Below are 16,862 nucleotides of genomic sequence, written 5' to 3'. Positions count from 1 at the left end.
CCGTATTTTATCCAACCAAGGAGGAACACATGGCAAACACGACTAAATCTTCAGCAAACTTGAACTGGGCTGTAAAGATGGCGGATTCCATCATGGAACGGACGCCTAGATTATATGAGGACAAAGGGTATCAGGGCAAATGGTCTTATGATTACGGTGTTATTCTGAAAGGCTTCGAACTGCTGTGGAAACAGACCGGTGAAGCGAAGTATTACCATTATATTCAGGAAAATATCGACTATTTCATCGGGGAAGACGGCTCAGTGAAGGGCTACCGGCTCGAAGAATACAATATTGATCATCTCAATAACGGAAAGCTGCTGTTCGTTCTTCACCGGGAAACAGGCCAGGAGAAATACAAAAAGGCAGCCGCATTGTTAAGGAAGCAAATCACAGCGCATCCCCGGACCTCGGAAGGTGCATTTTGGCATAAAAAAATTTATCCCTACCAAATCTGGCTTGATGGCTTGTATATGGGATCACCCTTCTATCTGGAGCATTTGCTCACCTTCGAAGAAGGGAAAGGTCTGGATGATGTAACCCGCCAGTTCATCCTTTGCGCGCGCCATACCAAGGACGAACACACGGGACTCTTGTATCATGCCTGGGATGAACAGCGTGTTCAGCCGTGGTGCGATCCTGAAACCGGACTGTCGCCGAATTTCTGGGGGCGTTCCCTGGGCTGGTATGTGATGGCACTGGCTGATGTACTTGAGATGCTTCCGGCCGGACATGCCGATTACGGCACGCTGGTGAGTATTCTTCAAGATACGCTCTCCACTTTGCGCAAGTATCAGGATCAAGACAGCGGGGTATGGTATCAGGTTGTTAATGAGGGTGGACGCAAAGGCAATTACTTGGAGGCCTCCGCTTCCAGCATGATTACCTATGCGATCGCCAAGGGCATCCGGCTTGGTGTGCTGGATAACAGCTGGCTCGAAACGCTGGACAGCGCCTATCAGGGGCTGATCGCGGAATTCGTGCTTGTGACCAATAGCGGCTGGGTTAACCTGAACAAAAACTGCCAAGTCGCCGGACTCGGCGGGGATGACCGGAGAGACGGCAGCTACGCCTACTATATCAGTGAGCCGATCATCACCAATGATCAAAAAGGGCTTGGCGCATTCCTGCTCGCTTGCGGAGAGTACGAATTCCTGCAGCGTCCGGCCGCCGGGAAGGAATAGGTGAAGCCATATGTCATTCTACAGCATTGATGATTTTGGAGCACACAAGAACAGCACGGAGCTGTCGACGGCAGCTATTACCGGGGCGATTCAAGCGGCGAGCGAAGCCGGGGGCGGTACTGTTTATATTCCTTCCGGCACCTATCGTACAGGCGCGGTCATTCTTAGCAGCAATATCGAACTGCGTCTAAGCCCCGGTGCTGTCCTCTCCTTCAGCTCGGACCCTGAGGATTATCCGGTAGTGGAGTCCCGCTGGGAGGGAGTGAAGCAGGGGGTTCATGCTTCCTGCATCTTCGGCATGAACTTGGTTAATGTGTCAGTGACCGGCGGCGGCAAACTGGATGGTAACGGCGGGCCGTGGTGGGAGAAGCAGCGCAATTCCCCCGAAGAGCTGCAGTATCCCCGGCCGAAGCTGATCAGCTTCGACGGCTGCAACAGGGTTACGCTTAAAGATTTGACCTTGGTAAACTCCCCGAGCTGGACGGTCAATCCCATCCGCTGCCAGGATGTGACCATTGATAATCTTTCGATCCACAACCCGGCCGATTCACCCAACACAGATGGCATTGATCCGGAATCGTGCGTGAATGTGCGGATCAGCAACTGCCATATCGACGTGGGTGATGACTGCATCGCCATTAAGGCGGGGACAGAGGACACGAAGGAACGGATTGCTTGCGAGAATATTGCAATTACGAACTGCACCATGATTCACGGTCACGGCGGTGTGGTGCTGGGCAGTGAAATGAGCGGTGATATCCGCAATGTTGTCATCAGCAACTGCGTGTTCAAGCAGACGGACCGCGGCATCCGGCTAAAGTCCAGACGCGGGCGCGGGGGTGTGGTCGAAGACATCCGTGTCAGCAACATTGTGATGGAGGACGTAATCTGTCCGTTTATTCTGAACCTCTATTACTTCTGCGGTCCACGCGGCAAGGACAAATATGTCTGGGACAAAAATCCCTATCCGGTAACGGAGGAAACTCCAAACTTCAGACGGATTCATTTTGCCAATATTACCGCGCGGCAGGTTCATGCCGCAGCAGGTTTTCTCTACGGTTTGGCAGAGCGATATATCTCGGAAATTACCTTCTCCGATATCGATATTTCCATGGCGGAGAATGCCGTACCGGGGCGTCCGGCGATGATGTCCGGGATTCAGGAGATGAATAACCGCGGCTTCTATCTCGGTAATGTCAGGGATATCCGCTTCCGGCAGGTAACGATAGAGAATCATGAAGGGCCGGCGTTTTATATTGAGAACGGGGAAGAGGTGGAAATCAGCGGCTGCCAGTCCCGAAATACGCGCCAAGCGGAGGAACTGGTGCAGCGGGTTACAGTAGCCCCTTCACAGGAAGATCTCAGCAGTCTGGAAGAATGATGTTGGAACATGACAAACGGAAGGAGCCAGGGAATGATTTCAGAGCACACGAAGACCGGCATTATACAGAATCCAATATTAAGGGGCTTTAACCCGGATCCTTGCCTGGTACGGGCAGGAGAAATGTATTATATCGCGGTATCCTCGTTTGAATGGCTGCCCGGTGTGCGGGTGTACCAGTCCGCAGATCTGGCCGAATGGGAGCATTGTACGGATATTCTGACCCATCAGGTGGATCTGAGGGGGAATCCGAAAAACTGCAGTATCTGGGCGCCGCAGCTCAGCTATCAGGATGGATTGTTTTACCTGATCTATACAGATGTGAAGAGCACGAAACGGCCGTTCAAGGACTGCCATAACTACCTGATCACCGCCCCGGACATCGAAGGACCCTGGAGTGAGCCGGTGTATCTGAACAGCAGCGGCTTTGATCCGTCGCTGTATCATGATGAGGACGGGCGGAAATGGCTGCTGAATGAACTATGGGATTACCGCATCACCGAAGGCAATAAATCCTCCGGCATCGTCATTCAGGAATACGCTCCGGAGCAGCGCCGGTTAATCGGTGAACCGGTCAAAATCTTCGACTGCACCGAACTCAAGAAGACCGAAGCACCGCATATTTACAAGTGCAGCGGCTATTACTACCTGATTACCGCGGAGGGCGGCACCGGTTCCGGCCATGCTGTAACTGTGGCGCGTTCCACTTCACTGCTTGGACCATACGAAGTAGATCCGCTCAATCCGATGCTGACCTCCCGCAATAATCCTGAGCTGCCGCTGCAATGCGCCGGTCACGGCAGTCTGGTCGAGACACCGGACGGGGAATGGTATATGGCACATTTATGCACACGTCCACTGGAGGGTGAATATGCCATTCTCGGGCGTGAAACTGCCCTGCAGCAGGTATATTGGACCGAAGACGGCTGGCTGCGGCTGACCTCCGGGGGCAGCACACCTCTGCTGGAGGTGCAGGCACCGAAAGGAACGAAGGTCGGGAAGCAGAACCGCGCCTTAGATTTCGAGGATGATTTCAGCGGCCCGGTGCTGAAGAAGAACTGGAATACACTGCGGATAACGGCAGATGAAAGCTGGTGTTCTCTGGCAGAAAGACCGGGACGGCTGCGGATCAGGGCCGGAGAATCGGTGCAAAGCCTGTTCCGGCACCATATTCTGGCCATCCGCCAGACGGACAGCAGCTTCCGCGCAGAGACAGCGCTTGAAGCCGAGCCAGCCAGCTATCTGCAGATGGCCGGTCTCCTGCTGTACCTCAATGAAGATAATTATCTGTACGCCTATATCAGCCATGAAGAAGGACGCGGTAAAGTGCTGCGGCTGATGCGCTGCGCAGCCGATGAATTTACTGCCGAGCCTGTCATCATTGACCTGAATGCAGGTGAAACTGTGCAGATTGCAGTGGAAGTGAGCGAAGTGAACGCGCAGTTTATGTATCTCGCCGGTCAAGCGGCGGCGTGGAAGCCGCTGGGCGGAGAATATAATATAAGCTTCCTTTCTGGAGGCTTCACAGGCAACTTCGTAGGTATTGCTGCGCATGATATGGGGCAGTTCGGAGGCAGCAGCGCCGATTTCTCGTATTTCCGCTATCAAGGGAAAGCATAAAGAAGGCTTCACTTTCGGAGAGTTCCGGCAACTGCCGGAGCTCTCCGCATTCTCATATAACCTAGGAGGTTTTGTATGAAGAAAAAATGGTTGGCGAAGCTGCTGATAGCCGGTCTCCTTGCGACAAGTGTTCCATTCGGCACTGCTGAGGCCGCACTTTTGGAAGCGCTTCCCGCTTTCCCTGGTGCAGAGGGCGGCGGCAAATATGTAACCGGCGGCAGGGCACAGGCTGTGTATGAGGTTACAACGTTGGCTGATTACGGGCGCAACGAAACGCCGATTCCCGGTTCTCTCCGCGATGCGGTAAGCGGGAGCAACCGGACGATCGTATTCCGTGTGGGAGGAACGATCCGTCTGAAGGAGTCGCTGAAGATCACCGGCTCCAATCTGACGATTGCCGGCCAGACCGCACCGGGTGATGGCATTACCGTAGCCGATTATACGACATCCATAGAAGCCGACAATATCATTATGCGTTATATGCGTTTTAGACTCGGAGACCGGATTGTCAGTGAAGATGATGCCTTCGGTTCGCGGTATCACAAGAACATCATCATTGACCACAGCTCGTTCAGCTGGTCGGTCGATGAAGTGGTCAGCCTGTATGACAACGAGAATACTACGGTGCAATGGTCGATCTCCGCAGAAAGCATGCTGATGACCAGCCATCATAAAGGGCGGCACGGCTACGGCGGCATCTGGGGCGGCAAAAATGCCAGCTATCATCATAACCTTATTGCCCATAGTACCAGCCGCAATCCCCGACTGCCCACGATAACGAGGCTGGTTGATCTGACGGAAATGACGAACAATGTTATTTACAACTGGGGTTTCGCATCGACCTATGGTGGCGGAGCTGAAGGTTATTTGTACAATATCAGCAACAACTATTATAAAAATGGCCCCAATACTTACAGCAGCGTGAAAAAGCAGTTATTCGGGGAAGTAGCGCCGGTTACGAAGCTTTATCTGGCAGGAAATGTGATGGACGGCAGTCCGGAGGTCACAGCGGATAACTGGAAAGGCGTTCAGAGCTACTCGGACAGTTCAAAGCTGGCGGAGCCGGCAGTGATGCCGAACCCTTATGCGGAAGAGCCGGCCAGCGATGCGTATGCGAATGTTCTGGCCGATGCAGGAGCCACTTTGCCGAGACGGGATGCCTACGATGCGCGTGTGATGAATGATGTAAAGAACCGTACCGGGCAGCATATCAATTCTCCATTGGAAATTGGCGGGTATCCCGACTACCCGGAGACCGCTTCAAAGGTGGTTGACCAGGATCATGACGGAATGGCCGACGCCTGGGAAACAGCAAGAGGCCTGTCGCCGTCCGATCCTGCCGACGGCAACGGAACGTCGCTGTCAAGTGAAGGCTACACCAATCTTGAAGTTTATCTGAATGATCTGATTGTTCAGGCCACAGCAAGCGGAGAACATACCGACAATCCTGTAACCGCTATCAGTTATCCAACCAACAACCAGATTCTGGAGGCAGGCAGTGATGTCACCTTAACGGCTTCCGCCAGCGACAAAGACGGGATAGCCAAGGTTGAATTTATCGTAAATGGTGTGAAGCAGGGAGAAGCTGCCACAGCGCCTTACCGTTTCGAATGGAAAAATGTGCAGGACGGAACTTATTATCTCGTTGTTCAGGCCACCGACAACAAAGGCCTTAAGACGCAGTCGGACAATGTTGCAGTTCACGTCAATACCTCAGGCAGTACCGGTCCATGGACCTCAGCGGATATCGGAAATCCGGGCATTGCCGGACAGACCTCGGTTAATGCAGAGACCGGGCAGGTCACGGTTAAATCGGCGGGGCTGGTTGGTGCCACCTCGGAGAGCGTTAAAACAGAGGATAACTTCCACTTTGCCTATCAGACCCTGGAGGGCAACGGAGAACTGATTGCCAAGATTGATTCCGTAACGGCGACAGATGACGATGCGAAAGCGGGAGTGATGATCCGCGACAGCCTGCAGCCTGATGCCAAGATGGCGATGATGGCGATTCCTTATGTAAAATATGGCAAAAAAGGAGTTCTGATTACCCGCTCCGTTACAGGGGACAAGGTAGTTAGGACGGAACCTGATAGTTTTATCACCACCCCTTATTGGGTGAAGCTGGTCCGGCTTGGCGATGAAGTGACAGGGCTGATCTCGCCGGATAAGGTGGCATGGAGCAGGGTGGGCACAGTGAACCTTGGGCTGAAAGAGACGGTTTATATGGGTCTTGCCGCCGATGCTGCAAAGGCGGATAACGAAGTCAACCGCTATAATATCTCCCGCTTCAGCGGTGTGGAACTGAAAATCCTTGACGATAAGTACCCGGCAACACCCCTTGGACTTACAGCTGCGGGAGGCAGCAAGAAGGTGGAGCTGAAATGGGAGCCGGTCCCATATGCCAAGACCTACGGCATTAAACGAAGTGAGGTTTCGGGCGGGCCTTATACCCTGGTAAGCAAAGACAACTCAGGCAACCTCTATACCGATCTTGATGTAAGTCCGGGAAAAACCTACTATTACACGGTCAGTGCCGTGAACGAATTCGGTGAAAGCTTCGATTCGGACGAGGCGAGTGCCGAGCCTATGGCTGAAGCGGGCAATATCTATTATGTGGATGAGGATTTCGAGCGGGTGGCTGCGGGCACCACGCCGGAGTATTATGAGGTATCTCCGAATCCACAGACCGATGCGCAAAAATTGGTTGTGTCTGCCACACCATCCGGAAGCAAGGGGAACTCGTCGGCACAAGTGCTGAATGTGTATGATTCCGCGAACGGCAATGTGCAGTTTATCCGCAGGTTCACCCCAATGACAGGTGCGCTGGTGATTGATACCGATTTTATGTTCGCTGCGGAATCGGGCACTTCAGTGTTCCTGCAGGCCCAGAGTGCGGATGGAAGCAAAACCGCGTTCTCCATTGAGAGCCGCAAACCGACGCTTCCGGCCGCAGCGGGCAAATACACACTGACGATGAGCAGGGGGAGCAGCCAATACCATCAGCTGATGAACGCCTACGCACTCAACCAGTGGTATAACCTGAAGCTGAAGGTGGACGTGCAGGGTGATGAAGTCGATGTCTATATCGACAACCAGCTTGCAGGCTCTTTTCCGTTCACCACCACAAATTTTGCGGGATATGGTATCGGGCGGATCCTGTCCAAAACACCGGGCGGCGGGTCCGGCAATTATTATCTGGATAATCTGAAGGTTTACGTGGAGCCAGTCGCAACGCCGCTCGGCTTAAACGGTCTTCCCGGCAACGGAGCGGCGCAGCTGAAATGGCCTGCACTTGAAGGGGCAGCCTCCTATAATGTTAAACGGGCACTTACGGCCGGCGGCCCCTATGATACAGTTGCCAGTGCCATTACGGAGACTTCCTATGTGGATAAGGAGCTCACCAATGAAACCACGTATTATTACGTTATTACAGCCGTGGCTCTATCCGGCGAATCGGGCAACTCCAATGAAATCAGCATAACTCCTTCCGCTTCGGCAGTGAAATTGCCCGCGCCGGAGCAGCTTGCGGCGGTAAGCCGGAATGCCCAGCTAGAGCTGAGCTGGAATGCGGTGAAATATGCGGAGAGCTATACCGTCAAGCAATGGAATGCAGCAGCGGACCGCTATGAACCGGTGGCGGAGGGCCTCACGGATACCGCTTACCGCATCGGCGGGTTAACCAACGGGCAAACTTACCGTTTTATCATCTCAGCGGTCAATGTTGCCGGGGAGGGTGAGGACTCACTGCCTGTGGAAGCAAAGCCGCTCCCGGCCTTGGCAACGCCTGAAGTAACCGTCCAGGCCGGTGATAGTGCCGTTAAGGTAAACTGGACGGCCGTCGGGGACGCGCAAAGCTATAGAGTAACGCGGGCATTGTCGCCGGAAGGCCCATATGAATTGCTCGCTGCCGAGATCAGCGGCACCAGCTATGACGATACCGGACTGGCGAATGGTACGCCATATTATTATAAGGTGGCCGCCGCCGATGGTACCCGCAGCGGGCTGGCATCGGATGCAGCCGGAACGGTTCCGTTCCAGAATGCCGGCCAGCCCGGAATTCCTCAAGGGGTTGCGGCTGAACCTGGCAACGGGGAAGTGAAGCTGAGCTGGGCTGCATCTGCAGGCAACAGCAGCTACCGGATTATCCGTTCGGAGACTGGCGGCGACTATAAGGTAGTTGCTGAAGGAATCGGTGAAGCAGCGTATACCGATACCGGACTGGCAAATGGAACCGCTTATGATTATGCAGTAATCGCCGTTGACGGCAGCGGAGGCGCGGCAAGTCTTCCGTCCATGGCAGTCAGCGCGGTTCCGGCCCCGGTTATAGTAGTCGATCAGAGCGGGGCGGGAGATTACAAGACCCTCAACGAAGCAATCCTGGCTTCACCCGATAACAGCACGCTCATGACGATCATCAAGGTGAAGAACGGAACGTATCCAGAGAAGGTGCTGGTGCCGGCAGGCAAGAAGAATCTGCGCATCATCGGCGAAAGCCGGGAAGGCACCTTGCTCGTCAACGCAGACTCGGCCAAGACGATAGGGCCGGACGGCAAAGAAATGGGCACCAGCGGCAGTTATACGCTTAAAGTGGCGGCAACAGATTTCACGCTGGAGAATATGACGGTTCAGAACAGTGCTGGCCGGACTGCCGGGCAGGCTGTAGCTCTATATGCCGAAGGGGACCGGGGCGTATACCGCAACGTCAAGCTGCTCGGCTATCAGGATACGCTGTTCGCAGATAAAGGAAGAGCTTATTTCGTAGATAGCCATATTGAAGGGACTGTGGATTTCATCTTCGGCAACGCCGCTGCGGTGTTCGTGGACAATGTCATTCAAAGCGCGGGCGCCGGCTATGTAACTGCTCCTTCCACGGAAGCGGGTAAACCGGGATATGTATTCCTGAATAACCGCCTGACTGCCGGTGAAGGGGTGGCCGCGGGGAGCGTGGACTTGGGCAGACCGTGGAGAGACTATGGCAGCTCCACCTTCATCAATACGGATATGGGAGCCCACATTAAGCCAAGCGGCTGGCATGAATGGTATGAAGGCCGTTCCCGGACGGCACGTTTCTCCGAGTATATGAGCTATGGGGAGGGGGCCAACGCAGCCGCACGCTACAGCTGGTCCAAGCAATTAACGGCAGAAGAGGCGCAGGCCATTACCGTTCAGGCTGTGCTGGCCGGCAGCGACGGCTGGAATCCGCAGCCGCCGATGCGCCTCTTGAGCCAATCTCAAGTGCCAGGAGAGAAGGTCTCTTCCATTACTGTAAGTAGTGAAGAGGGGAGGAAGACGATCGAAACGGATAAAGGTGTTCTTCAGCTCCAGGCAGTTGTGCTTCCGGAGAATGCGGCCAACCGCAACGTGCACTGGACTGTGACGGAGGCTGACGGAATAACTTCTACCCCTAAGGCCTCCATTGATGAGAATGGGCTGCTTGCGGCAAAAGCAAACGGGACCGTTCTAGTGACCGCGGCTGCGCTCGACGGCAGCCGGATCAGCGGCAGTCTGGAGGTGGTAATTAGCGGCCAGGCGGAAGTTGCGGCCGGGTTGCCTTCGGCGACGCTGAACGGGCCTGTCACCGTGTCGCCCGGGCAGGAATTTGCCTACCGGGTCGGTATTGCCAATGTTACTGATTCCGTCTACAAGTCGGTATACTCCGCAGACTTTACGCTGGATTATGCTGCGGCAGGGATAGAATTTATCTCCGCCCGGAGTCTCGTTGAGGGGATTACGCTTACTCCTATCTCCGCAGATCATCCGGGGCAACTCAGCGTCAGTGCAGCAGCGGCGGAAGGAGTTGCTCTGACCGACGCCAAGGAATTTATCGAAATCAGCTTCCGGGCCAAGGAGACGGCAGCTGAAATTTCAGTGCCGCTGAAATTCGCTGCTTTCAGCGGTTCGAATGGGATCCTGAATTTCCCGATTAAGCATGAGACGCAGGCTGTTGTCCGGGTCATTCCTAAAGTTGCTACCCAAATAAACGTCACTTCTGCAGGCAACGTGAGTGTACTGCAGACCGGGCAAAAGCTGCAAATGCATGCGGCTGTCCTGCCCGTAGGTACCACCGGTACTACGGTTACGTGGTCCGTGTATAATGCCGACGGTTCTTCTACGGTCAGGGCAACCATTACGGAAACGGGTCTGGTCACTGCAATAGCTGCCGGAAAGATCACCGTGAAGGCAGCCTCCAGTGAGAGTCCGGGCGTTGCGGGGACGATGAATCTGGAGATCAAGGATGGCCAGACCCCGCAACCGGGCGGAAATCTGCCGTCTACCGTGACAGCCGGCAAACAACCGCAAATTGCAGCAGGTGCCAATGGAATTACAGTTTCCCTGGCAGCAAATGTGAATGGAAAAGCCACGGCAGAGCTATCCGCAATAACGATCACACAGGCGGTGGAAGCCGTTCAGACGGACACACTCCGGATTGAAGTGCGCTCCCCTGCGGATACCACGGCCGTGCAGCTGACGCTGCCGGCGCAGGCAATGGTTCAAGCCGTTTCCGGGAGAATCCGGACGGTGGAGATAGACTTGGGACTGTCCAGCCTCCGGCTGGATGCGGAACTTATTCGGCGGGCAGCCGGATCAGCTTCCTCAAGCCTGACATTTGCTGTTGCCAAATCAGGCAGTGAACAGATTGCGGTTCTGGGTAACCTTGGCAATATCTATGAACTGGGCTTCTCCGTTGACGGGCAGCCGGTGAAGCAATTTGACGGCGGCCTGAAGGTGTCGCTGAATTATGACCGTCCGGCTGCAGCTGCAGCCGAGAAAATAGTCATTTATCATATCCTTGATAAGGGTCAGGCGGAGGTCATCAGAAATTCCAAATACAACCTGCTGACCGGGAAAGTGGACTTCAGTCCGGCGCATTTCAGTAAATATGCTGCAGGTTATGCAGAGAGTACCTTCGGCGATATTGCCGGACTGGAATGGGCGAAGGGCAGTATTGAAGCACTTGCCGTCAGGGGAATCCTTGAGGGGCCGGATACACATACTTTCGGGCCCGGCTTGAAGGTAACCCGGGCGGAGTTCCTGAAGATGCTGATGCTGGCGCTGGATTTGGACGATAGCGAAGCGGCAAGCACCTTCACCGATGCGGCACCGGATGACTGGTATTACAGTTCCGTTGCGGCAGCCCAGCAGCTGGGCATCGCACTGGGCAGACCGGACGGAACCTTTGGTGCGGACACACCCATCACCCGTGAGGAAATGGCGCTGCTTGCATTCCGCGCAGCCCGGCAGGCCCATCTGCCGCTTCAGGGTTCGGGCCAATCCGCTGCATACAAGGATGCATCCAACATTTCCGGATACGCACTGGCAGCAGTTCAAGCCATGAGCGGAGCGGGGATTATTCAAGGCGTAGGCAATAACAGCTATGCGCCTAAAGCGCAGGCTTCCCGGGCGCAGGCGGCAGTTATTGTACAGCATTTGTTCCTGTTAAGACCGTAATTTCTTAAGCAATCCGTTGTCATCCACCAGTCAGCCTGAACCGCAGCTCACAACGAGCAGCCGGTTTAGGCTGATTGTTTTTGGCTGTCCAGAGATAGTCATAATTAAATCTATTGCGCAATCCGTTGCCGAAATGTATATTTATGGGATGGATTGTACCGATCAAGATACTTTAAGCAATAAGGTAATTTATACTCCGGTCGGACTCAGATTATTTTTTACTTCCAAGGGTAATATAACATTAAAAAAGTGCGGGTGAGGCTGATGATGTCTTCGGTAAAAAGATTGCTAATTGGACGTCCGCTTAAGTCGGATCAACTGGGCGACCAAAAACTGAATAAAACCAAAGCGCTGGCTATTTTATCTTCGGATGCTTTATCCTCTGTCGCTTATGGTCCTGAACAAATCCTGCTGGTTCTGATCACCATTAGTGCAGCAGCCTTCTGGTATTCCATCCCGATTGCCATCGGTGTTCTGGTGCTGCTGACGGCCCTGATTTTATCTTACCGGCAAATTATTTATGCTTATCCTCACGGCGGCGGAGCCTACGTCGTTTCCAAGGAAAACCTCGGGAAGTATCCCGGCCTGATTGCGGGCGGCTCGCTATTGGTCGACTATATATTGACGGTTGCGGTGAGTGTATCCGCCGGTACTGACGCGATTACTTCGGCTTTTCCAAGCTTGCATCCGTATAATGTAATTATTGCCGTTCTATTTGTCCTGCTGATTACGACGCTGAATTTGCGGGGGGTTACAGAATCGGCCTCCTTCCTTGCTTATCCGGTCTACTTATTTGTTCTTGCATTGTTTATTATGATCGGACTTGGTCTGTTCAATGTTCTAACAGGCCGGGTGCCTGCTGAACTGCATACCCCCATCGGTACACCGGTAGCCGGGATCAGCCTGTTTCTGCTCCTGAAGGCTTTTTCCTCCGGGAGCTCGGCGCTGACGGGAGTGGAGGCCATTTCCAATGCCATTCCTAACTTCAAGGCTCCGGCACCGAACAATGCGGCCAAAACATTGGCGGCGATGGGGATCCTACTTGCGGTCCTGTTTTCCGGAATTGTGCTCTTGGCTTATTATTACGGGATCATCCCTAATGAAGAGGTTACGGTGGTCTCACAAATTGCCGAGCAGGTCTTTGGCCGGAACTTTATGTATTTCTTTGTGCAAGGCACAACGGCCTTGATTCTGGTTCTGGCGGCTAATACCGGATATTCGGCTTTTCCGCTGCTTGCGGTCAATCTGGCCAAGGATAAATTTATTCCGAGAATGTTCACGGTCCGCGGCGACCGGCTGGGGTATTCCAACGGGATTGTCAGTCTTGGCGTATTGTCCATTATTCTGATCATTGCTTTTGAAGGCCGGACTGAACATTTGATTCCGCTGTATGCGGTGGGCGTATTTATTCCCTTCACCCTCTCACAGACCGGAATGATGATCAAATGGATCCGCCAGAAGCCGGAAGGCTGGGTTCCTAAGCTGATTATCAACACAACCGGGGCAGTCATCAGCTTTGTCGTCACGATGATGTTTTTCATGACTAAATTTACGCAGGTGTGGCCAGTGCTGATCTTTTTACCGCTGATTATCCTGCTCTTTTACCGTATCCGTAAGCACTATGAAGCGGTGGCTGATCAGCTGCGGATTACGACCTGCGAACCGCCTCTGGCGATTGAGGGGAATATTATCATCCTTCCGGTTGCCGGAATTACGCATGTGGTGGAGAATTCGCTGCGTTATGCCAAGTCGCTGTCCGCCGAACAGATTATTGCCGTCCACGTTCCTTTCGAGCGGGAGGATGATGCTATATTCGAAGAGAAGTGGAAGAAATTCCATCCCGAAGTGAGGCTGGTGACGTTGTATTCGCCTTACCGCAGCATCATTCATCCGCTGACCAAATTTATCGACACCGTGCAGCGCAAGGCGAGTGAATCGAATTACCAGGTGACCGTGATTGTACCGCAGTTTATTCCGAAGAAGGGCTGGCACAACATCCTGCATAACCAGTCCAGCCTGCTGATCCGTGCACATCTGCTTTACCGCAGGAACGTTATCATAACTACAGTGCCTTATCATTTGAAAAAATAGTATTCCGAAAAAAGGAATGGCAAGAAACACTTTCCGGGTATGCCCGTATAATCTCGAAAGGGGCTGATTATATGCTTACCGGAATTGTCATCATGATTCTCGGACTCTCCACTGTAGCGTTCGGGATATATATCCGCAAGAATCCAGCCAGTGGATGGCGGATGAATGTGGGATGGAAAGTGAAAGGGGATGCCGATCCCAGCGATTACTATCTGGAATCGGTTAAATTTTCCGGAACAATTGCCATATGTGCGGGTGCGCTTTTTACGATATTAGGAATCTTACCGATGCTTTAAATGCTTTAATTACAGGAAACCTTGATTGGCGAAATGCCTTTCAAGGTTTTTTTGTCGCTTTTGTATCCGGTTACAATTGGGAGGACGGTGGAGACCAATGAAGTGGCAACCAATGAATTTATCCGCTGGGCAAAAGAATTAAATGCCGAGGTGATGATGGCCGTCAACCTCGGAACCAGAGGTGCCGATGCTGCCCGCAACCTGCTGGAATGCCTGCACTGCCTGCCGGCGAGTGGAAACATGTGGCCGTGACGCTCACGGGTACTCAGGGTGTCCTGTATATCGACGGTGTGGAGGCGGGGAGAAATGACCACATGACGCTCCGGCCTTCCGACCTTGGCAAGACCAAAAATAATTACATCGGCAAATCACAATTCGCAGATCCGTATTTTGACGGTCTGGTTGACGACTTCCGCATTTACAGCAGAGCCCTTAGTGCTGCCGAAATTGCAGCTCTAATCGCGCCTGCCGGAAATATTGTTTCGGTCGAGGATGCCATGCTGACTACTCCGGCTCAGGATGCGCCGAAGCTTCCGGCAACGGTCAAGGCGACACTGGAGGACGGCAGTGTGTCCGAGGCTCCGGTACAATGGGAGCCGGTAGACCCTAGTCTGTATGACAAGGAATGCAGCCTGTTCACAGTGAATGGAACCGTTGTGGGCACGGAAACGAAAGTCCAGGCTCATGTAACAGTGACGAAACGGGTTATTGCTCCCTTCCCGGAGCTTGCACTCCGCTATACCTTTGATGAAGGTCAGGGAATTACGGTTCAAGATGTTTCGGGAAGCGGGCGTGACGGAACACTTCACGGCTCGCCCGATTGGAGCGGACAGGGACACAAGAACCAGGCGCTCACCTTCAGCGGAACAAGCGGCAACTTTGCCCATGCGGGCAACGATCCAAAGCTGCAGCCGGGCAGCCTGACGCTGTCCTACTGGATTAAGCGCACCGGCGCCATGAATGACAAGGAGAATGTGCTGTTATGGTTCAAACCGGAGGGCAGCTTTGCCGGCAACGGATTTTTTGTCACCTACAACGGCAATTCCAGCATTGTATTCGTTGACGGAGCTAACGGCTTCTATGTGAAGCAGTCACCGGAGGAGTTTCTGCCGCTGAATGAGTGGACGCATATTGTCTTTACCTATTGTGAACGGCACGGTGGAGGGAACGGGTGTGGCAGCCAAAGCAACAGTTACTGTAATTGGTGCTGCCCCAACGCCGACGCCAACGCCAGCACCACTTTGTTTAAAATATAAGCCTCTTTCTGAACACAGGATAAAATGATTGGGTTTGAAACCACGCCGCGAATGGTTTAGACTTCTACGAAGCGGACTGCTATCATTAGAACTGTGAAAGACCATAGAAAGCCACTCTGCCCATGGAATGAAAGCTTCGCACCGATATAAATGTATTTCCTGCAACTATATCAGGCCGAATCTGCTTTTTTTGAGAGATAGTTGCAGCTTGTGCAATTAAAAAATAGTTTTGTGTGTTTTTAGCTAGATTTGGTTCATATAAGTGTATGGAGTGCAACTAACCTCCCCAACGCAGCGAAACGGTCGGTTTTAGCTGTACAAAATACAACTATATAGATTGAACTAAAAACTTGAGATAAAGGAAAGGAGCAACGGAGGGGATTTTGGAACTGGAGGAACGGTAGTGTCCGTCTGAAAGCTTTCTGAAGGAAAGCTGGCATCGAAAGCATAAGCAGTCTTCGGATTTCTACCGCTAAATAGCGGTTAAAATCAAGAAATCCTTACGACAACAGCGGCCGGAAGTCCAAATATTCACCGCAGTTGCGACTGATCCTGTACTCTAAAACCACAAATTCAATCTATATAGTTTGCCCGGTAGAAGAACTACTCTGGCGGATGAATACCGGATGACTTGCTGACTTGCTGACTTGCCAGGATAAAGGAAAAAGAGGTGCAACTGAAGGAGAGCTTTTGGTGGGGCGGATATGAGGAATGATTAGAATAAACGCGTATCGCATATACAGCATCATAAAAAGACGAAAAAGAAGAATGGAGGTGCGGCATTGAACTTAAGACAACAGCAGCAATCGATGCTGCCCTCGTTAGGGCGGCGCAGACGTTACTTTGTGGTTCTGATGATTACAATGGTTGTTCTGCTTACCGGCTGTGCCAGTGGTACGGCGCATATGACGGTGAAGAAGGATGGGAGTTTGGAGCTTGCATTCAGCATTTTATTGGATTCCCGGGCGGAGGCGATGGTTGGCGGAAAGCTGGAAGAGGTGCTGACCACCAGGCTGGAGGCTGCCGGGATTGAATTGAAAAAAAGCCAGAACGGTAAATCTACAGAATATCAATTCCTCAAAGCCTATGCTTCGCTGCAAGACCTGCAGGCAAACGCTGGCAAGCTGGACATTGTGGACACGCAGGTTGAACAGGTTAATAATTGGCTGTACACCAAATACGATGTGGTAGCCCAGCCGAAGCTGAATGCCTATTCGGATGAAATTATTGACGGGATCGGAAGTCTGAGCGTGCCGAAATCTCTGGTCCGCATGCTGCTGCAGAACCTTGCGGTCGATTTTAAATTAACGCTTCCTTATGATTTGTATGGGGCCAACAATGCCGCCGAACAGGACGGAAATACGTTGACTTGGCATATTACAATGGCTGATTCGCAGCCGCTCGAGATGGTCGTTTACGTGCCAAACGTCAGGAATATCGTCATTGCCGGTGGCGGCGTAGTGCTAATCCTGGCAGTTGCCATCATTTGGTTCATAAGAGCAAGAAAAGCGCGCAAGCCTAAGAGTGCCTGAAAGTAACCCCAATGGGGCCAACACCCTATCCCTATTATCATCCAAAAGAGCCG

General features: G+C 52.8%; 8 protein-coding genes and 1 pseudogene. All 9 read left to right on the top strand.

Translation table 11 applies throughout. From position 1 onward, the window contains the following. Positions 1-29: 29 nt before the first annotated feature. Complete coding sequence (locus tag NST99_RS28445) at positions 30-1,184, top strand: glycoside hydrolase family 88/105 protein (protein WP_341096186.1); 1,155 nt, start codon at positions 30-32, stop codon at positions 1,182-1,184. Between the two features lie 10 nt (positions 1,185-1,194). Next, complete coding sequence (locus tag NST99_RS28440) at positions 1,195-2,565, top strand: glycoside hydrolase family 28 protein (RefSeq protein ID WP_341096184.1); 1,371 nt, start codon at positions 1,195-1,197, stop codon at positions 2,563-2,565. Positions 2,566-2,598: 33 nt separating this feature from the next. Then, complete coding sequence (locus tag NST99_RS28435; RefSeq protein ID WP_341096182.1) at positions 2,599-4,185, top strand: glycoside hydrolase family 43 protein; 1,587 nt, start codon at positions 2,599-2,601, stop codon at positions 4,183-4,185. A gap of 75 nt (positions 4,186-4,260) precedes the next feature. Continuing rightward, positions 4,261-11,634, top strand: coding sequence for a pectinesterase family protein (locus NST99_RS28430; protein WP_341096180.1), 7,374 nt, complete (start codon positions 4,261-4,263; stop codon positions 11,632-11,634). A 264-nt stretch (positions 11,635-11,898) separates the two neighbouring features. Continuing rightward, complete coding sequence (locus tag NST99_RS28425; protein WP_341096179.1) at positions 11,899-13,725, top strand: APC family permease; 1,827 nt, start codon at positions 11,899-11,901, stop codon at positions 13,723-13,725. Positions 13,726-13,796: 71 nt separating this feature from the next. After that, a complete protein-coding gene (locus NST99_RS28420) occupies positions 13,797-14,021 on the top strand; it encodes a DUF6199 family natural product biosynthesis protein (RefSeq protein ID WP_341096178.1) in 225 nt (74 codons plus the stop codon). An 81-nt stretch (positions 14,022-14,102) separates the two neighbouring features. Next, a pseudogene (locus NST99_RS28415) lies at positions 14,103-14,267 on the top strand (alpha-N-arabinofuranosidase); the annotation flags it as partial. Then, entirely contained in the window at positions 14,231-15,277 is a 1,047-nt protein-coding gene (locus NST99_RS28410; RefSeq protein ID WP_341096177.1) for a LamG-like jellyroll fold domain-containing protein, read from the top strand. The pseudogene NST99_RS28415 and the gene NST99_RS28410, both read left to right, overlap by 37 nt. Positions 15,278-16,059: 782 nt before the next feature. Then, on the top strand, positions 16,060-16,809 hold the full coding sequence (locus tag NST99_RS28405) for a hypothetical protein (protein ID WP_341096176.1): 750 nt from the start codon (positions 16,060-16,062) through the stop codon (positions 16,807-16,809). Positions 16,810-16,862: the final 53 nt, after the last annotated feature.

Origin of the sequence: Paenibacillus sp. FSL L8-0470, assembly GCF_038008625.1 — a bacterium.
Lineage (GTDB): Bacteria > Bacillota > Bacilli > Paenibacillales > Paenibacillaceae > Paenibacillus_AQ.
Note: the sequence above shows the minus strand (reverse complement) of the source record. Positions and strands in the feature narration are given on the sequence as shown.

Excerpts from the sequence above, each read along its gene's own strand:
- NST99_RS28445 (WP_341096186.1), top strand. The coding sequence starts at position 30 with ATGGCAAACACGACTAAATCTTCAGCAAACTTGAACTGGGCTGTAAAG.
- NST99_RS28440 (WP_341096184.1), top strand. The coding sequence starts at position 1,195 with ATGTCATTCTACAGCATTGATGATTTTGGAGCACACAAGAACAGCACG.
- NST99_RS28435 (WP_341096182.1), top strand. The coding sequence starts at position 2,599 with ATGATTTCAGAGCACACGAAGACCGGCATTATACAGAATCCAATATTA.
- NST99_RS28430 (WP_341096180.1), top strand. The coding sequence starts at position 4,261 with ATGAAGAAAAAATGGTTGGCGAAGCTGCTGATAGCCGGTCTCCTTGCG.
- NST99_RS28425 (WP_341096179.1), top strand. The coding sequence starts at position 11,899 with ATGATGTCTTCGGTAAAAAGATTGCTAATTGGACGTCCGCTTAAGTCG.
- NST99_RS28420 (WP_341096178.1), top strand. The coding sequence starts at position 13,797 with ATGCTTACCGGAATTGTCATCATGATTCTCGGACTCTCCACTGTAGCG.
- NST99_RS28410 (WP_341096177.1), top strand. The coding sequence starts at position 14,231 with ATGCCTGCACTGCCTGCCGGCGAGTGGAAACATGTGGCCGTGACGCTC.